Below are 23,143 nucleotides of genomic sequence, written 5' to 3' on the forward strand. Positions count from 1 at the left end.
GATAGGTTAAATTTACGTTAAAATCGATACACGATTCCTATTTTACTCTCTCCCATGTAATCTTAGACGCTCGTTTCCCGTCGGGTGCCACTGCCCGTACTCCCAGCCAAAGTCCTTTGCCACCGAGCAAAACAGGCACGCCACACACGTACGCCGCCCACGAAGTAGTCGTCGCCACCAACCGAGCCTTCCCACGCGGCGATTCCCTCACGTACACCTCATAATACCATGTGTCCACCGCCTCGTTCATCACGGGCATATCCTTCTCGCGGTTCACAAGGGGAATTACATCCCATGCCAGTTTAAAATCCAGAGAATCATTGTATTCCCGAATAACCTTCGTTGCCGAAATATCCGGACGTACAGGATTATACTTGACCCGCGGGTCGATTAAAGACAACTCTCCGATAAAAACCTCGTAGTCTTCCGACGTATTCTCTACCACCAGACCAATACAAGCGATTCTTTCCCCCGCCTGTATCCCGTAATCTCCTAACTTACATCTTATCGTCTGCCATTGCCCCGGCTTCACTTCTTGCCTTACCGGAATTTCAATAAACTCCGCCTCCGTCCCTACCCTCGAAAGAATCACCTTCAAGTGACTATCGTCACTTCCCTTCACTTTACAAGTAAAAGCCAATTCTACATGCCCGTCAACCGGTATATCCGTCTTGAACAAACGAACTTTGGAATACCCCGTCGCCCCGTGCAATTTCAAGCACGAGCCCCCGAACCAAGCATCCTCGAACACGAAATCACATCGCACGGCATCCCCCGGGACACGCTCGTCCCGTCCCGTTACCCACCAACGCCAAGAAGGCATCCAATCCTGCATCCCGATGTTGTACCAAGCCAATGTATTGACCGTCTTCCCTTCCTTGTTAAAGAAAAACCCGTTCCCCAAGTTAAAACGAGTCACGAAAGGGAGTTCCCGTATCGCACTTCGTGCCGGAAAGAAAGTCGATATCCCATGGAAACGTTGCATATCCTTCTCGTTCACCGTCGTAATTGTATTGGTCACGGCAGGCGCATTCACCGGATTTCTTGTCCCGCCCGTGAAAAAGTATTCCAGTTTACGCAAATAAGTCTGTTGCACGGTAAGCGAATCTTCCCCGTACTCGTAGGAAGCATTATGAATATTATTCCTCTCGTGCTCCCCCCATAGGCAGACGGACACGGGTTTGTCTTTCAACACTTCCCATCCCTTTCCTTCACGAGGTTCAACATCATAACTGGAAAGTCCCCGTCCTCTCAGGTAGAACCCGGCGTACACGTCATACGAACTTCTCCCGTAGGCAACGGCATTGCGAGCTGATTCACCCATCGGGTCCCTATTACCTCCGTAACTATCAATATTATAATTCAGCATAAACATATTCGACACCACACGATTCCCTTTCTGGAACCAATCCCGGTTACGGTTCTGCAAAGCGTTTTGACCAAAACCCAAACGTCCGTTATTATCGTTGCTATCATACCAATCAATATGAAAACCCTTCAATCCCTGCACTCTCGCCTGCACATGCAATTCCGCGAAGAAATCCTGTACCTCCGAAGCGATATCGGCACTCCACATTCCTTCCGGATTGATACCGATACCGTCAATCCCGTAATACTTCAAAAACAGAATCAACCTCTCCGCGTATCTGAAACGCCCGTATTCATCTTTCTCCGTCAATTTAACGAAGAGATCGTACACCCGGTTACCCGGCCTCCGAACCGATTCTCCCCAGTTGATAAACAACACGCATCCCGTACGCACCCCGTTTTTATGTGCCGCATCATTGAATACCCCCGGAACCCGGAACCAACCGTCCCCCCAATTCCCGTGTATATCCACGTACTGCCACATACTGAAATTATCCGCCTCGAACTGGTTGCGGGGAAACGATTTCCATTGTTTCTTACCGTCCCCCATGGGTGTCCACCAGCACAACTGCCGTTCCATACTCAATTCCGGATGCACCTGCGTCTTCACGTTCTCGAAACGCTCCTTCAGTTTCACACGTGAAATGAAAAAATTATCATCCTCACTAACAGGCATTCCCGGTTTCCACATTTCCAGAAACTCCACGAAGTTCATCCCGTTCGACGGGTTCCACCGGATATCCTCCGTACGCTGACCATAAGTACTCACGAATAGCCAGATAAACAAAATACTACAAACTACTTTCCTCATACAAATAATAATACACGTTACACAAGGTTTCAAAAGTAGCGAAATAATTTAATGATTGAATAAAATTTTCAACCAAATCAAAACGTCTATTAGGTTTGAGTTCCCGTTAAAATATTATTACTCCCCAATTCAGTTATTTTAAGGTTATCAATCATGTATATCACAGGAATTATCTACAATGTAAATATTATTCAATTTTAATTTAAATCCTATTTTTTGACCTTTAAAATAGGGGTTGAATAGGAGTTGAATGGGAGATGATACCAATAAACTATAATTAATATACATCATTAATTATAATTATTTAACTTATCTCTACTGAAAGTCATGAGAAAAAAGATTCAATTAGTACAAAAAAAAGAGACCGCATTAAAAAACATTCATGCGGCCCCTTAAAAATATATCTACTATTTACTTCTTTTCAATAACGACATCAACTTCCGTTCCATCTTGTCGTAAAACCGTGATAACAGCTTTCTCGTTCTTAATTTTCACTATCGAAGATTGCAAGGCATCGGCGACATTTACCTCCCCGACGGGTTCCCCGTCTATCTTCAAAACACGTTCTCCCGGAGAAATCTTCTCTACCAATTCTCCCCAAACGCAAGCAATCACGACGTGACCATTCGCCACGGTGAAATCCACGTTCCATCTTTTCTTGTACAAATCTTGAGGTGCCGATTCAAAAGGCTCAAAATAAAAAGCGCTCGAGGCGTAATCAATCGTCACCGTACCGTAGTCCAATAATTGTGAACCCAAACGGGAACACGGTGCATCCATCGATTCCGTGACAATATTCCGGAAACGTCCCGTGCTGACACGCAACTCAAATAAACGAATCAAATTATGTTCGCCGGCAGAGGCAGCCCCCGCCATACCGATACCACTACTACCGTATCCCTTGGATTGCAAAGCAGCGGCATTCTCCCGAAGAGCTTCCGATGCGGTCGCCGTGGTCATTTCATAGAAAGCTCCCGAACCGCTATCGAACATAACCGTTTCTATCACCCCCGCTCCCACGTTCAATTCTATAAACGGTATCTGCCCTTGCACGTGGAGCAACGGCAAACGATTCCTCAAATTAATACGGAAAGGGGAAATGTTATCGGTTATAATTATCTTTTTCTGACGAGAATCTATACGCACGACTGCCCCCGGAAATAACTCGCAACCAATCATTCCATCCACGCCGAATTGTTCGATAAGATGACCTTCAGGCATAATCGTGACCGGAATTTCTTCTATATTAATTCCCGGCTTTATCCCCATGGACAAACTTTTCAATTGTGTCTTCTCCAAAGTCATCGACTGATTGTGAGCATCCAGAATATTTTGCGTGCTTGTGGCGTCTAAAGAAAGACGCCGAGCCAGAGAATAGGTGATATAAGTAGGTGCACCCGTGTCAAAAATAAATTTTCCCGGGACGCCTTCTGCCCGCGCTTCAATGATAATCTTTCCGTTGATGGTCGTGTAAGGCACTTCTACATAAAAGGCAGGAGTTTCTGCCTTGGTCGTGAAACACGAAAAAGCAAGACTCACGACCAACAGACTAATATATAATTGTTTGAATTTCATACTGAATATTTTTAATTACTTTCCCTTACAAATCTCACGTGCCAGTTGAACAGCGGCAACGGCATTAACTATACCTCCCGATACACATAATTGGTCATAGCTCCCGGTCGGCACACCGCCTTGAGTGGGGTCGTGTGGGAAGGGAACCGTGGCAGAGGGCGTCTGCCGGGCGGTACGCACTAGAATATCCTTTATTCGTGAGGCTTTGAGCGATGGGTAATAAGATTTCAACATGGCGGCGATACCGGTGACTACCGGAGCTGCTATTTTCGTACCCGTCACTTTACGATAGTTATCCCCGCGAACCGTTGTGTACAATTGCACGCCGGGAGCGAAAACATCGACACTGCTTGCCCCGTAATTACTGTTGATATAAGGATTTCCCTCCATATCGGAGGCTCCGACCGTGATTATATTGGAGAACGCATGTTTACGCCCCTGACCTTGTGCCACCGGGAAATACGGGTCTTTCTCCGTGTCACGATAGTTATCGCCGGCGGAATGCACAATCAATACATCGTGTTTCTCGGCATAGGCAATAGCGTCATCTATCCATTTCGGGTTGTCCAACATGTATTTCCCGAAACTGATGTTGATGATATCCGCTCCTTGTTCTACCGCATAACGAATGGCTAAAGCTATGTCCTTATCATACGCATCACCGGAGGAGGGGACGGCACGGATAAGCATCAATTCCACTTGATCGGAAATTCCCTTTATCCCCTTGGCGACACCGGGTGTGGCGGCAATGATGCCCGCCACGGCTGTTCCCTCGTCGGCTGCAGCAGAAAGGAAGTCGTGGTTCCCGTAATATTTGTTTGACAGGGTATTGAAATCATCGTTCGCCAAACTCCTCTCGTCGACCAGCGCCGCCCACGCTTTTTCACACTCCTGACGCTGTGCCTCACTGCTTCTGTAGCGATTTCGATACAGGGCATCCCATTTCCTATTTTGATTCCCGAAGCTCCATATTATACTATAAGTATTGTAGGCGATTTTCTGAAGCGTATCACCGGATTGTTGCACTATCGGGTTCAAGGCTGCAAAATCTTCCAATGTAGGTTCACGATCGGGACATTTTTCCCGTAACAGCCGATCTAATTCTTCGACGCCTTTAGCTATATTGTAATTAAAACTTGCTCCTATGTACAAAGATACTAACTGACTGTTCTTTGCAAATTTAAGATACCCGATGTATTCGTTGCTTTCTTCATCACTTCTTTCCTTCCCGTGAAGTTCATCGAAACGCTCCTTCACTTTCAAGAACTGCCGGAAAGCTTCATCGGAAGTCCTCTCGATTAACTTACCGTCAGGGGACGCTAGAAAATTCCAACCATGCAGGTCGTCACGATACCCGTTTTTATCGTCGTCTTTTCCATTCCCGGCAACTTCTTTCTTGTTTCGCCACAAGACGTTAGCCAAAGCCTCGTGTTGCACGTCAAAGCCTGCGTCAATTAACGCCACTACCACTTTTCGCTTTGGAGTAGTATTCTCCAGCTCGCGGTAAGCTTCTAAAATACCTGCCCCGTAAACTTTGTCTTTGGCAGGCGACAACAAGTGCCAATCGACAGGAGTTTGTGCTTCTGCCACTAACACGGCACACATGAACAACACGCTCCCGAATAATTTCTTTATTTTCATCACTCTATTTATTTAATACATTAATTATTTAATACATTAATTACTTCATTTTATCCCCCTGTTGCTGTTTCAACATAGAAAGGAAATAGGGGAAATACTCGTTCCCCGGTGATACACTCCACGGGATTAGGAATTTCCCTTTCGCGTCAAACAATATACAGCGGGGGATGGACTTAATACGATATGCCTTGCAGAAAGCAGCGTTCTCGTCGGCAAAGAGATGAATACCTTTGCCCTCGTGTCCGTTGTCCCTCAAAAATTGTTTCCAAGCTTCTTTCTTACCCAGAGGTTCAACGACCACCGTCACGAACTGAACATTTTTATGTTCCGACTTCAATTCTTCCAAACGTGCCAAATCTTTCCGGCAATTCGCGGAATCAAGTTTCCACACCTCTATATATAACGGTTTCCCTTGCAAATCGTGCAAACGAACGTTTTTCCCGTCGCTCGCCTCAAGTTCAAAGTCCGGGGCATCCTTTCCGGGTTGCAAAGGTTCGTACAAGGCTACCAATTCCCGGGCTCTATTTATCAATTTTTCAGACACGGAACACAAATCCATATCCGTGAAAATATGCTCGATAAACGTGTTATCCCCTCGATCCAATTTTTCAGCTAATGCCCACATGACGTAACATTCTCTCACTCGCTCGCTCCGGATGTTATATAATACCCACGTGGCACACCCCATCACGTCCAACTTGGGTTCCTTGAGAGCCAAGACTCTATTCACGAGGCGAATGATTTCGGGTTCCCGCAACGATTCCAAATCCGGGGTGTCGAGATTCATTTTCACGACCGTACTCGTGTCAGAAGCTTGTTGTTCCCGTGCATAAGCGGACACACAAACTCCCCATACAATCATAAATTGTATCAATAATTTTTTTCCCATTTAGAGTACCATTTACTTGTTCAACAACTCGATGATTTTATCCCGCAAAAGATTGCGACGCAAGTTCTTACCCACGATTTTCCCGTCTTTGCCAACCAGTATGATGTGAGGGATAGATTGTATGCCGAACAGTTTTCGCACCTCGGAATCATCCCATCCGCCATCCGCCAAAGTACTGAGCCAAGGAATGTTCTCTTCCTTGCACGCTTCTTTCCATTTTTCCGAAGAGGCATCCAGAGAGATGCTCACGAAACGTACGCCTTTGTCCTTGAACTCCTTGTATTGTTCTCTCAAACTTTTCATCTCCTGACGGCACGGACCACACCAAGATGCCCAAAAGTCGAGAACAAGAATATCTCCCTTCAAGGAACTCATTGTAACCAGATTACCATCCTCATCCGACACGGTAAATTCCGGACACACGAGTCCTTCGGCGGACGCTGCCAAACCGTCAAGATGCTGTTTCAACAGACGTCCCCATGAACATTGTTGTGCCCGGGGAGTCAGCAACTCGTACAACTCTTTTGCCTTCGTGTAATTCTCTCTCCCCGCTTTCTCCGAAATGTAAGCCGAAAAGATATTATCAGGATGCTCACGCACGAACTCTTTCGTGAGGACAAATTCCGATTCTCCAACTAACAGCACTTGAGTCATCGCCTCGTCTGCCGCTTTTTGATTCCCGGTATCCATTGCTTTTTTATATTCTTTTAAAAAACGCTCTTGCTTTGCTGTATAGTCTTCTTGGAGTTTGCCATACTCTATGGACAAATCGTTTGCCGGAGCTCCTTTCAAGTACTTGGACGAGAAAGAACGATAGGGGCACTCTATTCGCATTTTCTTTCCATCCATGAAGAACATGAATTGTTGCCGGTTCACTCTCAATACATATTGCCCGGGTTCTTCCAAAGTTCCCCGCAATTCAAAATCACCTCCATCGATTTTCGTGGAACAAATGACTTCTTCCTTGGGTGTCAACAAGAATGCTTTGCCGTATTTGGCACCTTCCACGTTTCCCCGAATCGAGAAGGAGTATTGTTGTGTACCGGAACACCCGATACACAACAGCATGATAAAAATAATCCCTATTTTCATTATTCTTCTCCTAGCAAGATTTTACCGGTAAAATCATCATTCCATCCTTTCAGTAAACTGGCTTTAGCTCTTTCCAATGAATCGTCCTTCAAGAGGTTTTCCAAGGCAGATTGTATTTCCTGTGCCTGTGACACGTTTGTTTCCTCCAACAGATAATTCACTAAATAACCTATCACTCCGATGTCTACTATCCCGCTTACAGTCCCCCCGGATTGTAGCATTCCAACGAATAATTTCACCATTTTATCAATATCTTTCCGCTTGTATAATTGCCACATTTCCAACAAAGTTTTACAAGTCGGGGACACGGCTGCCACGTTGTTGTTTTCCAATAATAACACGATTTCCTCACAATCGGGTTGTGCCGGCTTTTTCTCGGCGGGAGAAGTCATCCAATGAAACACCGGCCATAAAATCATCACTTCCATCTTGGAACTCATCTGTTTCACCTGTTCTTCACTCAAACGGAGTTTATCCCAATTCTTGATATAATCCAGACAAACCTGACTTTCCTGATAATCGATGTAACTGATAAAATCCTGTACACTTTGTTCCGCGTACCGTTGTTCCTCGGGCAAGAGCACGATATAACTATCCAATGCCCGACTCAGTGCCTGACGCTCTTTACTCTCTTTTAAATTAGCGATATAAGACGCCAAAAAATCGATATCACGTTTTCCCTGTTCGAATTCTTTCTTTTGCTGTTCCAACACGTTCGCTTGTCCCCAACCGCTCATGAAAGCAAAAACAGCAACGACTAGCAAAACGACTTTCTTTACACTATTATTCATACCTCGTACGCTTAAATTGAACTACCTAATAATTTATCCACAAATTCTTCGAAACCATAGCCCGGACCGGGAACATCGGTATCAATTATTTTCCCGTCTTTATCTATTATGATATACCGGGGAATACCGTGTATGTCATAATCGTCCTGAAAGGGTGTCGATTTCGGGAAGGCAATCAAATTCTTAACTCCTAACAATTTGTATCTTGGCAAAGAGTACTTCCAATGATTGAATTTGCCCTCCTCGTCAATGGATATCGTGATAAATTCCACGTCCGCACGGTCTTTATACTTCTCCGCAACTTTCATAAAATAAGGTAATTTACGGATACATCCTCCACACCAAGTCGCCCACACGTCGATTATCAATATTTTACCCCTGAAATCTTGAAGAGAGTGCTCTTGTCTTTTATAGTCTATTAAAGTAAAGAGAGGAGCATCCTTTCCCGAACTCAAACGTTCCTTCGCGGCATACAAATCCATCACCAACTGCCTTAATTCTCCCTCCGGCATATATTGTTCGAATAGGGGGCGGGCTTTTTTCAGTGCTTCCGTGTAGTTGAGAATAAAATCACTCCTAATCCCTGCAAAATAAGACAATATCAAATCGGAATTTCGGGATTCCAGTATTTGTTTGTATTTTTCGTACTCCAATTCATCCCGTTTATCGCCTAAAATCCGGGATGCCTCGTAACCGTCCGCCAAGGCTTTCACGTTGAAATAAGTATTTATGTTTCTTTCAAGATTGGGAAGTGCCAAAAACTCCCGCGAATCAAAACGTACGCCTTTCAATACTTTCCGTAACGCACTTTTATTCACACCGGCGTCCCTGTGTTGTCTATAATAATCGGCAACCAGATTTATTGCCTTCACTTGATTGGCAACACGTGCCATTTCATCTTTCTTGTCACGAGCAAGAATCGTTTTCTCCACAGCCGCTCTCTGCTTTAAAATCGATTCTACGGTGGCTCCCTCAAGACTGTAGTTGTTCCATTCTTTGATTACCTCATCTTGCAATGAAGTCCGGGATTGAGCATTCCCGCTGCACGGGAAAATAAAAAAGAGTAGTCCCAGTAAATTTACATACCAATAATTCATACAATACATTTTTTAATCAATACTAGAGTGGAAACTGTCTAACAAGAGAAACGTTAGACAGTTCCATTATTTGAAATATTTTTTTTGATAATTAATTCATAGCCGGAATTTTAGCTATCGCCTCCAAATCCAAATCGTATTTAGTCTTCATGTAATTAAGAACGTATTGACGTTTCTCCCACAACAAGGGATTATTTGCTTTCGGATGCTTTGCTTCCAGTTCTTCCGAAGTGTACCTCATACCCAAATGTATGTAAGCGAAAAAGTTCTTACTCGGGTTGGTGTATTCAATCTTCTTCAACGCATCCAGCCTTAAGAAAGAAACCGATGAACCGGCGAAACCTCGTTTAGCGTAATAATTGGGATTTCCCTCTGTTCCCGGGTCGGATTCAACCTCTGTTTTATAGTCTATCCCTGCTTGAAATTCTTCCGGCATAATTATATTCCCCTTTTCATAGGCTTTCTCTAAAATTTTATACAAGATAACTCCTCTCCACTCCCAAAAATCTTCCGGGGTTTCCGGAGTTTCAAGTCTGCCATAGAACATATCCGACGTGGGGTCCGATTCCCCGTAAAACATACAAAGCGACCAGTAATCCATCCCGTCAAAAATATTTTTCATGGGTGCTTTCAAATTGTAAGGTCCAAACACGAATGGAGCATGACAATCATAAACCATGTAATAATACATCGGAAACACCTTTTGAGTAATCGCCGGGTTCAGATAGGCAAAAACATGGTTTTTCATGAAACTAATCATGAACTCCGCTTGTTCGTCACTCTTTAATCCCTCGCCAAAATAGGTCTGGCTTCCAATACTTCCCGTCCACGTCCGATTTAAATCAGACGCTTGAAAATCCTTGTAAATAATACACACGTTGAATTTCTCTTTGATTGCCACCACGTCATCATCCCACGAATTCGTGCCTTGAGGGAATTCAAACCGAACTAAATCTTCGCCACTCGCGTCGTCTGTCAATGTATCTTCATTATAGCAGGAAAAAAACAAGACGCAGCCTAACAAACTATATAAATAATATCTCCATTTCATAGCATATTCTCTTTAATTTCTTACTTCCGGTAACGGATTTTGTACCAACTTTCTGTTATCTTCCATCACATCCTGCGGGATAGGCCACGTGTAGAACGGGTCCTTTTCCTTCAGCGTGTAACACTTGATAACCTGTCCGTTACTCTTCCACTCGTGGGTGATGGACGGCATCCCGTAGCGACGCAGGTCAAACCAACGATGTCCCTCGAAACATAATTCCAACCGTCTTTCCAAACGGACACGTTCAATCAATGCGTTTCCCGTTTCCGTCACCGAAACCGTGCCCGGCACAAAACGCTTCTCCAACAATGTTTCCAATGCTTGTTTAGCTGTTTTCTCATCCTTATCCAACGCGGCAGCCTCTGCCAAATTCAAATAGGCTTCCGCCAACCGAAACGCGTGAGCGAAGTTCGTGTTGCTTATAGGTTCATGGGCATAGTTCACCGCGAATTTCCCGTAAGGGGCGTATCCGCCAAGATGCTGGTTATCTTTGGAATCGGTGTAAGGAGAACGCACGATATAATTCTCTTTGCGAAGGTCCCCGGCTTTGAAAGCGTCAAGCAACCCGGAAGAAGCATTAAAGAAATTAGTTTCTAAGTTCTGTCCCGGTTTATAAGGGTCGGGAAATATCATTTCCTGCTTCACTAAATTCACAAATTTATCTATCTTCCCGAACACCCAAATCACTTCCGAACAATCTTGCGAAATAAAATTATAATACGGTTGTGCCGTCGTTTTCTGGGGCAAAGAGTTTAGGTCTGTCAACATGAAATCCCACTCATCAATCACTTTCTGCGCGTAAATAGCCGCATTTTTCCAATCCTCCATGTACAGGTAAACTCTGGATTTCAATAATTGCACCATGGGTAAACTGGTTCTGTAATCTTTCCGGTATTGTTGTTCCTTGGGCAATTTCTCGTATGATTTCTCGGCTTCATTCAAATCCGCCAAAATCTGAGCGAACACTTCTTCAACCGTGTTCCTAGGAAGTTCTTTCGCTTCCAACGCACTGGTCACTTTCAAGGGTACCCCCAATGCTTTCTTGTCATAGTTATAGGGAGCTCCCCACATGTTTACCAACTGGAAATAATAGTAACCGCGCAAAGCGAAAGCCTGAGCTTTCACGATATTTTTTTCATCATCGGTTCCCGAAACACCATCAATGTAATCCAACGCCGCGTTCGCCCCCAAGATATAAGAATAGAACCAGTCCCAAGGGGTTTGATACATCAAAGAACCTTCCTGTATAAAAATGTCCGGCTGCCACGCATAAAGTTTCTCCAATAACAGAAAATTATCTCCCGTCATCACCATCGTGTTTATCGCACCTGCCGAATCCGAACACATGATATCATCGTCGAACATCAACAACAGATTCATAACCTCGTCCCCTCCTGCCGCTTGTATATAAGCATTCCCCAATAACATTTCATTCAAGGCAGCAGCTTCTCTCGGGATATATTCACTTTGCGATTTGGGTTCCAAGAAATCCGAACAAGCGGCTAATAAACCCGCGCATAATATTACCAATAACTTTTTCATCATCCTACATTTTTAAAATCCAATATTAATTCCCACGGAATAATTCTTCGGATGCACACTATCCCCCAATTCCGGGTCAAAACCGTTAAAGCGTTTGCTTGCTATAACAAATAAATTTGAAACCGTGGCGTTCAAGGAAAGCGTCTTCAATCCCATCCGTCTGCACCAATCTTCACCAATCCGCCAAGACAATGACAATTGTCTGCAACGCAAGAATGAAGCATCCGCCACCAAAGCATCAGATTGTTCCCACACTCTCATCCACTGTTCCTCCGAACCATTCGGTAAAACAACATTACTACTCAGCGTCGTTACCAATCCGGGTATTTTCGTATAGTTTTCATCTCCCGGTTTCTTCCAACGTTTGGTTAAATCCTTACTCAAATTCACATCCGAATCCGGGATTTTCGCTCCATTAGGTATATTGGCGTATGGAGAAGGCAAACGTTTTTTGCATCCTAACAACAGGGAGAAACCGGATGAAAGTGTCAACGTCTTCCAACGTAAACTGAAATTCAATCCCCCGGTGAAATTCGGTTCTTTCGTACCGGAATACACCAAGTAAGTAGTCGGGTCTACCCCGGAATTTCTTTCAGCTTCCGGCACATCAAAATAATTAAACAAGGGGCGACCATCCTCACTGCTTAACCCGGCAAAAGAATAAGACCAAAAACCTCCCACCGGATAGCCTTTTTTCAAGATTTTCTCGCTATTCCCGGCAAGTAACTCATCTCTTGTGGCTTCGTATTCTTCTTTTCCTGTTTTATTCCAGTTTTTAGAAGAGTTCAACGCGATACTTAAAGCCCAATCTTTAGTCCTTACCGGGGTAAAGCTAACCGTGAACTCAACTCCTTCGTTCGTTATTTTTCCCCCGTTCATTTTCATATCCGACATTCCGTATTCGGAAGGCAAATCTTGGGTGACAATAACGTTCGAATTTCTTCTATAATAATCAACCACAACATCAAATATATTAAGCAAGGTCATATCCACACCCCAATCCCAAGACTTTGTTTTTTCCCAAGAAAGATTCGGGTTCGGCAAACCGGAGATTTTCGAGTAATGCTGGTTATAAACCGAAAGAATGCCATATTGTCTTAATGTCAAATCCGGTCCCAATTTAGTCATCGCGTTTCCCTGTATTCCATAGGTGGCACGAACGTTAAAGTTGTTCAACCAATTCTTTATTCCCGCTAACCACGGCTCATCCATCACTCTCCAAGACAAGCCGAAAGAATATGTCGGGTCAAACCGATTGTTCACGTCCTGCCCGAAACGATTGGACTCATCATTTCGCATCGAGAAATTAAACACGTAACGATTTTTCAACGAGTAAGCCACTGTCGCGAAGAAAGAAAGGTAATTATCCGTATTCTTGGTGCGCGTCCATCCTGTCCCGCTCCCGAAAATCTCATCCAATATTCCCCAACCGGAAACGGCACTACTCAAGGGACGCAATTCATCCGGCGGCGTGGGTTTTACCAGAGTTTCTCCCCGGTCGGGCATATATCCCCATACTTTATTAGCATTGTTGGTAACAGCAGAGGAACGAAGTTCCATTGCCAGCATGGCATTCAGACGATGGTCCTCGTTAAAGGATTTGGATATTAACACTTTGTTCTGGATATTATAAGCACGTTGCGTGGCATCCGTGGTAAACAACACACCCCCGAAAGGTAAAAGTGCCGCTTTAAATAATGAACTGTTCGGTTCCGCCGCTCCATAATCATACCCGCGATACCTCCAAGCCACACGGAACGTTCTCTCCGTGTTATAAGTTTCCCCGTTCGTGTTCGAGGCCGTATATCCCCCGGTAAATTCATAACTCAACCAATCCAATATATTCCACCTGAAGTTAAGGGCGGCAGATACATGCAAATTTTTGTTGGTAGAGCCGCTATTATCCCGTTCATTGATAAAATTGTAACTCAAACTCTGTACACTTCTATTGTATAGATAAGTTGCCCGTTTTTGATAATATACCGGATTCCCCTCTTCGTCATAAGCCGGGATGGAACGACTCGTTGTCGTGGCATACGACATCGGATTCACTTCCTCGCCAAAAGCCTTTGTTGTACTGGAAGTTGCATTTAGGCTGGCATCCAAACGCACTTTCTCGTGTAAACGTATATTCACCGCTACCCGACCCGTCATTCTCTCGTTGGAGTTTCCGATTTCCTGTCCCAACGTGTTGTTATACCCTAAAGAAACATTGTAAGTTACCGCCTCAGTACCTCCTGCCAAACTCACGTTATGACTATGACTGACAGCCGAACGGGTTAACAAATCGAACCAATCCGTATTCACCGTTGACAAAAAAGTCTTTCTTTTCATGAATTCATCATAACTTAAATCGCCCGCCAAATACATTTTCATGGCTCCCTCGTAAGTATACGGCTGAGTTATCGGTTCTTCCATGTAATACACTCCGGCATTATACACGTCTTGCGAGAACTGCACCCGCTCCTTGGAGTTCATGTAATTGAACATCCCGTAATTAGGGCGGGTGTTAATAGTCATGTTGCCCGTGTAGTTCACGGTCAACCTGCCTGCTTTTCCCTTCTTCGTGGTAATCACGATTACCCCGTTAGAAGCCTTTGAACCGTAAACAGCCGTAGCTGAAGCATCTTTCAGCACGGTAATCGTTTCTATATCCATCGGGTTCAACCAAGAAATCTGACTGCCCACAATGTCTTTCAGGTCTTGAGTCATAACGTCCGCGGTTTCCAACTCCAAAGGGTCATTCTGTACAATACCGTCTACCACCCATAACGGGGCTTGGTTTCCAAAAATAGTCGTTGTTCCCCTCAATTTGATTTTCGGGGTTGTTCCCACCCGAGAACTCGTGTTCATCACCACCATACCGGCGACCTGTCCCTGCAACATCTGGTCTATCGAGTTATACGCCGGCATCATAACATCAGCGGCTTTCACGCTCGTGTAGGAACCGACCATATCCCTGCGGTTGACAGTATTGTACCCCGTCGATACCACCACCTCATCCATAACATGGGAATCTTCCTCCAACACCACATTCAATGTTTCCTGTCCGTTCCACTTGACTTCTTTGGTCTTCAGCCCGATAAACGAGAACACAAAGACAAGGCTATCCTGTTTCGCGACACTTATAGCGTATTGTCCGTCCCCGTTCGTGGAAACACCCACGGTAGTACCCTTGATTAAAATAGTCACCCCGGGTAGAGGCGCACCGTCCTTATCCACGACCTTTCCTCGAACCGTAACTTTTTCAATCTTGGCATCCTTCGTTTCCTTTTGCTTAATCACGATGATGTTTTCTTGCACGACATAAGACAGTCCCGTACCTTTCAAACAAATATCCAATGCTTCCGGTACAGTTTTTTCTTTAATGTCCACACTCACTTTGCCCACTCTTGCCAAATCATTGGCATTGTAAGCGAACACGAAACCGGATTGCTTCTCGATATTCCAGATGACCTCTTTTAAAGTCGCATCCTTCATGGAGAGATTAATAACACTTTTCTGCTCTTGTGCCATTATCAATCCGGGACAAAACAAACATAGAAATAAGGTTACTCGACAAAATAGTAACACATACTTCATTTTTATTCCCCAAGGATAGGGAAACCAATGATTTTTTTTCATAGCTTTGAACGTTTATTATTTAAATTACAGTACTTCAACATGAAGTGCCGTGAGCGGAAGGTGTGCCACCACCTTCCGTTTTATTTTTGTTTCTTTATGAATATCTTTCGTCCCTCGACACGGGTTTCCACCGTTCCCGTGGCTTCAAACACTTTCAGCAAAGGCTCTATGGTAGAATGACGATTAAAATTACACCCGAAAGGATACCATTTTACCTCTTCATCCAAATACACGACCTCCACATCATACCAACGAGCCACGCTCTTCATCACCTCGCACAAAGGTTTTTCTTCAAAACGAAGCCGCCCGTCTTTCCATGCAATCACGCTACTCACGTCGACATCTCTCACTTGTAAACCATTTCCCTGACGACTACATTCAACTTGTTCTCCCGGTTTCAGCACGACTGTTTTATCACTATCATTCGAGGAAACCCGCACAGAACCACTCACTAGAGTAGTTTGAATTACAGTATCTTCAGTATAAGCGGAAACATTAAATTCCGTTCCTAATACCTGTATATTCATCCCGGCAGTTTTCACGACAAACGGGGCATTCTCGTCATGAACTACTTGAAAGTACCCTTCTCCCTCGAGTTCCACGATTCGATTATTACCATCAAATTGCACGGGGAAACGAAGTTTTGACTCCGCATTTAAATAAACGACGGTACCGTCAGACAGTGTCAATGAAAACTCCCCTCCCCGCGGGATAACCAATTCATTATAGATTAGAGCACTCTTTTTATTATCAATCGCGTTTTCATACGTGATATGCTCTTTCTGCAAATTAATTTTAGTTCCGTCTTTCTCTTCCAACAGGCGTTGCTGCTGATTCTCCACGGACACGGAAGTACCGTCGCCCATTATCAAATAAGCTTTGCGAGTCCCAGACGCTATTGTTTCCACGCTCTCCATTCCGGAACCACTCTCGTGCAGCTGCAAGTACATCACCCCAATCACAAGCAGAGGGAGTAACAATACAGCGGCATATTTCCCCAAACGAACCCATCGCATCCTACGCCGCCCGGAAAAACGTTTCGCTTGTAAACCTTTCCACCCGGCATCTATGTCTATAGCACGGGAAACTTTTCCTTTCTCCCGCTTGTAAGCCTCTGAAGTCACTTTCCTGAACCATTTCCTATGCCGCTCGGAAGCAACCAGCCAATCATTCAAACGCACGTGTTCCTCCTCTGTCAAATTTCCTGCCAGATACTTCCCAACTAAAATCGCGATATCAAAATAAATTTTATCCATTTCTCGTGTAAAGATTTTTATCCCACTCTTTTTCTTTACAACACAAGAAACAAGATATAGGGTATGTCGGTCTTTGAAATTTTATTATTTATTAACTATTCAGGAGAATAAAGAAAATGGTTTCCAACAAGTAGTAATGCCCTTTCATGCTCTCCTTCAGTTTTTTATACGCTTCCTTTTTATACGCGTGAACGGCATGACCGGATACGCCCATTTTTTCAGCAATCTCAGAATTCTTCAATCCTTCCAGAGCATAATGAATGACACTCCGCATTTGCGGGGGCAATTCCTCTATAGAACGATAAAATACTCTATACGCCTCTTCCTCCATCATTTGCTCTTGAAAAAATTCATCCGATTCAATAGCCATCCCCTCTTCTATCTCAACTCTCTCGAGCCTATCTCGAAGTTGATTTAAACAAGCATGACGAACGACCACGTAAAGGAACGACTTTATTTTATAGTAATTGTCAAAATCAGCGTGACGGTCCCAGTATTTTACAAAAGCTTCCTGTACCACATCAGCTGCTGCCTCCCGTTCTCCAAGATAACGTTCGGCAAACAAACAAAGTGCAGTATAGAATTCATCGAATAGCAATCGAAAGGCTTTCTCGTCACCATTCTGCAATGCTCTCAAGGATTTCTCCATAATATTCCTTTTATAAAATACTAATATGCTTACAAAGATAGAAAAAATCATCAAGTGATAATAAGCAAAAAAAGAATCGCATAAATAATTTATATTTATACGATTCTTATCAAGAAGCAAGTCTATACGCAACACTAGACTTAATAACACACTACAATAATATTTCGCTTCTGTTTACTCTAGCGTCCCCGCCTTCTCACCCAGATAAAAATAGCCCAGATCGCCAAGGCTACCGGTAAACATCCCATGAAACCAATCTTAGAAATATACATTCCCGTATCCCCGATATTCACAGCATTATCGGGAGCCGTCGGGCGCCGGACATCAATAGGCACTTCTTCGTCGGACATCCAGAAGAATGACCCGCTGACCAACGAGTAATTTGCCGCCCTGACGTTTTTACGACTGATACTGATCTCCCCGTTACTGATACAATCCGCATCGCCTAGAATGACAATCTTTTGCTCTTTATCTCCCACTTTCCGGGAAAGAGCCAAAGCTGTGACGTACGTCCGTTCCACTTCTCCAACAGCAGGATTAAGCCGTACCGTGTCATCAACAAAATCCGTTGTTTCCACTTCATTCCAACACCCCACGGTATCGCTGGCAAAAAGCGGTGTTACATGAAACCCTTTGTCCTCCATGTATTCCAAGCCCGTGCAACCGGGCATTGTCAACACTCTTTCCCGATCGATCATATCTTTAAAAATATAAGACAACTCTCCCGCCTCGGAAGTCGGTCTGGCGATAATAAAATCAGCTTGGAAATTTTCACTCGGGTGAACCAATCGTCCCGGCATAAATTGCACCCCTAGTGACCGGATAATCGGATTCATGATTTCCTGCCTGCGGGGTTCCCCTGCAATCAAAATATTACCACCTTTCTCGATATACCGGTTCAGTCGCTGCATTTCTTCCCCAGAGAAAGGAGTCCTTACATCGGCAAGCACCAATATCGCCAAATGTTCCGGAATATCTTTATCAAGAGTTATTTCCTCAAAATCAAAGCCTTGATTAATCAGTGAATACCGGAACGGTTTATCTTGGGCAAAACGATTATAATCCCTGTCACCTTCCCGAACACAATCCCGTTCCCCGTGTCCCTTAATGAACCCGACAACCGGAAGCTGCATCACTAGCCGCTTGAAAGCAGCCGTGATTTCACTCTCGAAAGGATGGCGATACATATCATCAAATATCCGCAAGAAAGTTTGCTGCCCGTTATCCCGCTTCAACTGACGCACGAACCGATTCCCCTCGGGACTCAAATCTATTTGTTCCCGAATCTGCTCCGGCGTTAAAAACATATTCGTATCCAGATCCCATGAATTAGCCGTCTTTACCATCCGTTCCCGATCGTTCAGTTCCGGGAAGCGCCTGTCCAATTGCGGGTTATTCGCCTTATCGTAATAATACACGTATTTCATTCTAATTTCAGGCTTAAATCTCCGGTATTGCTTGAAACGATCCAGATCTTGATTCACATAACGAGGTAAAGCAACCGTGTAATACTCATCCAACAAATTGGTATAAGTCGTGATCGTCAACCCACCTTCCATTTTATTCACGATCTCCTGACTGTTAGGCGTCAATGTTCTCACCTTAGTACGGGTCGTATCATAAAATCCCATCAAGTTCGGACGAGAACTCAAATACCCAAAAAACATGGCAAGACAAATTACCCCCATATATTTCCCGAAAGAAATAACTGCAGAACTTTTTTGACGAATGGATTTCAATCTCAATACAGCCAACGAGAGAAAAAGAGCGATTACAATTAAAAAGTAAAGAACATCTTCACTACAAATCAACCCATTGATAAATTCCGCCGCACGACCGTTAATAGACAGCCAATAAGTAATATCACGCACGAACTCCATCTCCTGCCACATTCCCCCGACAAAATTCAACACAGCTAATACCGCTAACGTCCCCATTGCCGCAACGACTTGATAAGAAGTTAAACTCGACATAAAAAGCCCGATAGCAGCATAAGCACACGTCAACAAATATAATCCCAATAAACCGGATAGAACTACCGGGAAATCTATCATCTTAATCGTGAAAACGCCATAAATACCAAAAATAAACAGGACGAACATCAATATCAAACCATAAAACATCATGGACAAAAACTTACCCAAAATGATTTGTATATTCGTCACCGGAGAAGAATACAGTAATTTAATGGAACCACTCCCCAACTCCCGGCTCATCAACCCCATGGTCAACAAAGGAATATAGAAATAGAGATATTGCTGCACTTCCGTGAACAGCCCGAACCGACCGGAGAACACGTTCAACGTTACACTCCGCAATGTATATCCTAATTCCTGATTCCGAACCATTCCCCCGAATATATCGGAAAAATACATTCCCACTTGAAACGTGAAAATCACAATAATCAACCACGCCACGGGCGAATAAAACAAAGTTTGCATCTCCGTCCGGGCAATCCTATATATCATCTTCATATTTTTTTCTTATAAGTTCTACTTTTTGGATAACTCGGCAAATATGGCATTCAAAGAACTACGTTCGATATTGATCTCCGTCAATCGCCATCCTCTTGCCATACTGGTTTCTACGACTCGTTCAGTAATATCCTGCGCATCAATAAACTGAAGCCGGAAACGATGTCCTCCTAACTCTTCCGCCCCACAAATACCCGGAATATTCTTCAATTCATCCAAAACCGGAGGAGCAACCAAAGACACAATCAAAGAATTCGGAGTAATATAGTTATCAAAATCGTCAACCGTTCCGCTAAATACCATCTGCCCCTCCTCGATCATCTGAATATAATCGCAGGTCGCCTGCACTTCCGGCAAGATATGTGTCGACAGTACCACAGTTCGATCTTGCGCAATCTCCTTCACCAAGTGACGGATCTCCACAATCTGGTTCGGGTCCAACCCATTCGTAGGCTCATCCAACACGACAAAATCCGGATTATGAATGATTGCCTGAGCTATTCCAAGACGTTGCTGATATCCCCCGGAAAGGTTACGCACCAAACGACGTCTAAAGTGGGAGATTCCACATTTCCCCATGACCTCCCGCACGGCATGATCAACCTCTTTTCCCGACAGACGACGCAAGAAAGCACAATGCACCAGATATTCTTCCACGGTTAGATCGGTGTGCAAAGGCGGTTGTTGCGGAAGGAATCCCACGTGCATTTTAGCTTTCACGGGATCTTTCCGCAAATCGATACCTTTGATGAAAACATTTCCGCTAGTCTGTTTCAACACACCACACATGATATTCATGGTGGTTGATTTACCCGCCCCGTTTGACCCAAGCAAACCATATACCCCGTGGTGATTTATCTCAAAATTTATATCTCGTATAGCCCACTGAATACTGTAGCGATGAGATAGATTCTCGACTTTCACGATTGGTTCTTTCATAAATTTACATGATTTATATGATACATCCCTTATACTTCTTTATTTTTCCCGACGTCTGAGCCAAACGACAATCCCCGCCGCTACCAGCAACAAAGGCAATACTCCCATAAAACCGACCTTTACCCAGATCAAATCCTTGTATTCCATGCGAAGATCATTGTCCGCTCCGTAAGAACGGTTCGTATTAACAGGGTACTCCCCGTTCGTGAACCACCGGAACGTTTCAAGAATCAAATTAAAATTAGCAGACTTCACGTCTTTTCTTGATCTTACCAGTTCCCCATTACTCAAACAATCCGCATTCCCCAATATCATGATTTTCTGTTCCTTTCCTCTGATATGGCGCCCCATGGCTAACACAATGGGTTGTCCATTCCATTCCTCATCTCCCTTTTCCGGATTGAATTCAAGAACCTCATTCACGAAATCGGTTGTTTCTTTTTCATTCCAACTCCCGACACTATCAGTTGCAACCAAAGGAAGCATTCCGAAACCTTCTGGCAGACGACAAACAATCCCCGCCGTCCCCGGAGCGGTAATTTTATAATTATTCCGGCTCAAATAAGCTAAATTACCGGAAAAACTCTCTGCATCAAGAGTAAAACGTCCCTGTATTAAATCCGGTGCAAAATCTTCACTGGGATGAACCAAAATGCCGTCCGTAAAATGAACACCAAACGATTCCGTTATTTCATTCAGTATCGCTTGTCTACCCGGTTTAGCCGCAATTAACAAATGCCGTCCAGAAGCAATATAACGGTTAATTTCGCTCTTTTCCCATTCGGTCAATTTTTCCCGTGGATCAGCTATAACCAATATACTGATCTTCTCGGGTATCGTTCTGCCATCTGCTAAAGAAAGAGATTCCGTGTCAAACCCTTGATTGATCAACGCATGACGGAATGCCGGATTTTTCGTGAAAGTAGAATAATCGGCATCTCCCCCCCGGTAAATATCCCGTTCGCCATGACCAATCAAAAAAGCAACCTTGGGAGAAACTTCAACTAACCTTTTTAAGGCGGCAGTAATCTCGCTTTCGGAAGGATGTTTTGACATATCATTAAAAATCCGCAAGAAAGTCTTTTGCCCGTTCTCTCTTTCTATCAACCTCACGAAACGGTTTTCTTCTGAAGACAAATCCACCTGTTTCCGTACCTCTTCCGGTGATAATAATCTATCAAACTTCATTCTAATTCCTTTGGCAATCTCCTGTGCCCGTTCCTTATCGCTTAATCCCGGAAAACGTTTATCTAAAGTCGGATTATCCGTCTTATCGTAATAATAAACGTATTTCATCTCTATCTCCGGCTTAAACCGCACGTATTGCTTAAATCGCTTGAAATCGTCATTCACGGAACGGGGCAAAGCATTCCAATAATTATCATCTAACAAATTCACGTAAGTCGTGATCGTTAATCCCCCTTTCATTTTCTCCATAACCGCTTGACTATTCGGGGTCAAAGTCTGCGACTTCATCGCCGTTGTATCATAGTATGTCATACAAGCCGGACGAGAACTCACGTATCCCAGTAACATAGCACCACCGACCACCAATGTATACCATCCGACACGCATGGCGTGAGAACCTTTTTTCCGGTCAAAACGCAATCGTAGAATTGTCAACATGATAAACAACACGATCACGATCAGAAAATATAAAACATCCTCACTACATATCAAACCGTTAATCATTTCCCTTGAACGTCCGGAAATAGACAACCAATAGGTAATATCCCGCACCAATGCAATATCCTGTCCTACCCCACCTATAAAATTCAACACAGCGAGCACGGCAAGCGTTCCCATCGCCGCAACAACCTGATAAGATGTCAAGCTCGACATGAAAAGCCCAATGGCAATATAGGCACAAGTCAACAAATACAATCCTAACAACCCGGATAATACCAACGGAAAATCAATCGATTTTATAATAATACAACTGAAAAGTGCCGTTAATATCAATCCCCCGATCAAAAATAAAGCATAAACCATCAAGGCATAAAACTTTCCCAATACAATCTGTTTATTCGTGATAGGCGAAGAAAACAACAATTTTATTGACCCCGTGCTAAATTCACGGCTCATAATACCCATCGTCAGTAAAGGAATATACAAGTAAAGATAGCCTTGTACCCTAGAATACAACCCCCATATACCAGAAAATACACTGGCTGTTTCATCCATCAAACTATACCCGGTAGCCTTAGCCTGTAAGTCCGAGGTCAACACATCCGCATACTCCATGCCGACTTGAAAAATAAAGATCACAAGTATCAACCAAGCTATCGGCGAACAGAACAGCATACTCAGCTCGTTCTTCGCTATTTTATAGATTGTTTTCATA

General features: G+C 43.9%; 15 protein-coding genes. All 15 read right to left on the bottom strand.

Annotated features, from left to right (window positions below; genetic code table 11):
* Nucleotides 1–37: 37 nt before the first annotated feature.
* Nucleotides 38–2,179 carry an endo-beta-N-acetylglucosaminidase gene (locus tag ACK8P8_RS20985; RefSeq protein WP_410026281.1) on the bottom strand — a complete coding sequence of 714 codons (2,142 nt, stop codon included), beginning with the start codon at nucleotides 2,177–2,179 and terminating at the stop codon, nucleotides 38–40.
* A gap of 411 nt (nucleotides 2,180–2,590) precedes the next feature.
* On the bottom strand, nucleotides 2,591–3,754 hold the full coding sequence (locus tag ACK8P8_RS20990; RefSeq protein WP_410026282.1) for a retropepsin-like aspartic protease: 1,164 nt from the start codon (nucleotides 3,752–3,754) through the stop codon (nucleotides 2,591–2,593).
* A 15-nt stretch (nucleotides 3,755–3,769) separates the two neighbouring features.
* A complete protein-coding gene (locus tag ACK8P8_RS20995) occupies nucleotides 3,770–5,395 on the bottom strand; it encodes a S8 family serine peptidase (RefSeq protein ID WP_410026283.1) in 1,626 nt (541 codons plus the stop codon).
* A 40-nt stretch (nucleotides 5,396–5,435) separates the two neighbouring features.
* Complete coding sequence (locus ACK8P8_RS21000; protein WP_410026284.1) at nucleotides 5,436–6,284, bottom strand: TlpA family protein disulfide reductase; 849 nt, start codon at nucleotides 6,282–6,284, stop codon at nucleotides 5,436–5,438.
* A 12-nt stretch (nucleotides 6,285–6,296) separates the two neighbouring features.
* Nucleotides 6,297–7,376: a redoxin family protein gene (locus tag ACK8P8_RS21005; protein WP_410026285.1), complete on the bottom strand. Its 1,080-nt coding sequence runs from the start codon at nucleotides 7,374–7,376 to the stop codon at nucleotides 6,297–6,299.
* On the bottom strand, nucleotides 7,376–8,167 hold the full coding sequence (locus ACK8P8_RS21010; RefSeq protein WP_410026286.1) for a hypothetical protein: 792 nt from the start codon (nucleotides 8,165–8,167) through the stop codon (nucleotides 7,376–7,378). Before ACK8P8_RS21010 ends, ACK8P8_RS21005 begins: the two co-directional genes overlap by 1 nt.
* A gap of 11 nt (nucleotides 8,168–8,178) precedes the next feature.
* Entirely contained in the window at nucleotides 8,179–9,264 is a 1,086-nt protein-coding gene (locus ACK8P8_RS21015; protein ID WP_410026287.1) for a TlpA family protein disulfide reductase, read from the bottom strand.
* Between the two features lie 91 nt (nucleotides 9,265–9,355).
* A complete protein-coding gene (locus tag ACK8P8_RS21020; RefSeq protein ID WP_410026288.1) occupies nucleotides 9,356–10,315 on the bottom strand; it encodes a hypothetical protein in 960 nt (319 codons plus the stop codon).
* A 12-nt stretch (nucleotides 10,316–10,327) separates the two neighbouring features.
* Nucleotides 10,328–11,857, bottom strand: coding sequence for a RagB/SusD family nutrient uptake outer membrane protein (locus ACK8P8_RS21025; RefSeq protein WP_410026306.1), 1,530 nt, complete (start codon nucleotides 11,855–11,857; stop codon nucleotides 10,328–10,330).
* Between the two features lie 12 nt (nucleotides 11,858–11,869).
* Complete coding sequence (locus tag ACK8P8_RS21030) at nucleotides 11,870–15,373, bottom strand: SusC/RagA family TonB-linked outer membrane protein (protein WP_410026307.1); 3,504 nt, start codon at nucleotides 15,371–15,373, stop codon at nucleotides 11,870–11,872.
* A gap of 188 nt (nucleotides 15,374–15,561) precedes the next feature.
* Nucleotides 15,562–16,737: a FecR family protein gene (locus tag ACK8P8_RS21035; protein WP_410026289.1), complete on the bottom strand. Its 1,176-nt coding sequence runs from the start codon at nucleotides 16,735–16,737 to the stop codon at nucleotides 15,562–15,564.
* Between the two features lie 91 nt (nucleotides 16,738–16,828).
* Nucleotides 16,829–17,386 (bottom strand): RNA polymerase sigma factor, encoded by a 558-nt coding sequence (locus ACK8P8_RS21040; protein ID WP_099290345.1) that lies wholly within the window; start codon nucleotides 17,384–17,386, stop codon nucleotides 16,829–16,831.
* Between the two features lie 179 nt (nucleotides 17,387–17,565).
* Nucleotides 17,566–19,860, bottom strand: coding sequence for a Gldg family protein (locus tag ACK8P8_RS21045; RefSeq protein ID WP_099290344.1), 2,295 nt, complete (start codon nucleotides 19,858–19,860; stop codon nucleotides 17,566–17,568).
* A gap of 18 nt (nucleotides 19,861–19,878) precedes the next feature.
* Nucleotides 19,879–20,799, bottom strand: coding sequence for an ABC transporter ATP-binding protein (locus ACK8P8_RS21050; protein WP_099290343.1), 921 nt, complete (start codon nucleotides 20,797–20,799; stop codon nucleotides 19,879–19,881).
* Nucleotides 20,800–20,838: 39 nt separating this feature from the next.
* Nucleotides 20,839–23,142 carry a Gldg family protein gene (locus tag ACK8P8_RS21055; protein ID WP_410026290.1) on the bottom strand — a complete coding sequence of 768 codons (2,304 nt, stop codon included), beginning with the start codon at nucleotides 23,140–23,142 and terminating at the stop codon, nucleotides 20,839–20,841.
* Between the last annotated feature and the right edge of the window lies 1 nt (nucleotide 23,143).

The organism is Butyricimonas muris (assembly GCF_046365375.1).
Classification (GTDB): Bacteria; Bacteroidota; Bacteroidia; order Bacteroidales; family Marinifilaceae; genus Butyricimonas; species Butyricimonas muris.

Bases quoted from the DNA above. Each gene is read 5' to 3' on its own strand.
- ACK8P8_RS20985 (WP_410026281.1), bottom strand. From the start codon at position 2,179: ATGAGGAAAGTAGTTTGTAGTATTTTGTTTATCTGGCTATTCGTGAGT.
- ACK8P8_RS20990 (WP_410026282.1), bottom strand. From the start codon at position 3,754: ATGAAATTCAAACAATTATATATTAGTCTGTTGGTCGTGAGTCTTGCT.
- ACK8P8_RS20995 (WP_410026283.1), bottom strand. From the start codon at position 5,395: ATGAAAATAAAGAAATTATTCGGGAGCGTGTTGTTCATGTGTGCCGTG.
- ACK8P8_RS21000 (WP_410026284.1), bottom strand. From the start codon at position 6,284: ATGGGAAAAAAATTATTGATACAATTTATGATTGTATGGGGAGTTTGT.
- ACK8P8_RS21005 (WP_410026285.1), bottom strand. From the start codon at position 7,376: ATGAAAATAGGGATTATTTTTATCATGCTGTTGTGTATCGGGTGTTCC.
- ACK8P8_RS21010 (WP_410026286.1), bottom strand. From the start codon at position 8,167: ATGAATAATAGTGTAAAGAAAGTCGTTTTGCTAGTCGTTGCTGTTTTT.
- ACK8P8_RS21015 (WP_410026287.1), bottom strand. From the start codon at position 9,264: ATGAATTATTGGTATGTAAATTTACTGGGACTACTCTTTTTTATTTTC.
- ACK8P8_RS21020 (WP_410026288.1), bottom strand. From the start codon at position 10,315: ATGAAATGGAGATATTATTTATATAGTTTGTTAGGCTGCGTCTTGTTT.
- ACK8P8_RS21025 (WP_410026306.1), bottom strand. From the start codon at position 11,857: ATGAAAAAGTTATTGGTAATATTATGCGCGGGTTTATTAGCCGCTTGT.
- ACK8P8_RS21030 (WP_410026307.1), bottom strand. From the start codon at position 15,373: ATGGCACAAGAGCAGAAAAGTGTTATTAATCTCTCCATGAAGGATGCG.
- ACK8P8_RS21035 (WP_410026289.1), bottom strand. From the start codon at position 16,737: ATGGATAAAATTTATTTTGATATCGCGATTTTAGTTGGGAAGTATCTG.
- ACK8P8_RS21040 (WP_099290345.1), bottom strand. From the start codon at position 17,386: ATGGAGAAATCCTTGAGAGCATTGCAGAATGGTGACGAGAAAGCCTTT.
- ACK8P8_RS21045 (WP_099290344.1), bottom strand. From the start codon at position 19,860: ATGAAGATGATATATAGGATTGCCCGGACGGAGATGCAAACTTTGTTT.
- ACK8P8_RS21050 (WP_099290343.1), bottom strand. From the start codon at position 20,799: ATGAAAGAACCAATCGTGAAAGTCGAGAATCTATCTCATCGCTACAGT.
- ACK8P8_RS21055 (WP_410026290.1), bottom strand. From the start codon at position 23,142: ATGAAAACAATCTATAAAATAGCGAAGAACGAGCTGAGTATGCTGTTC.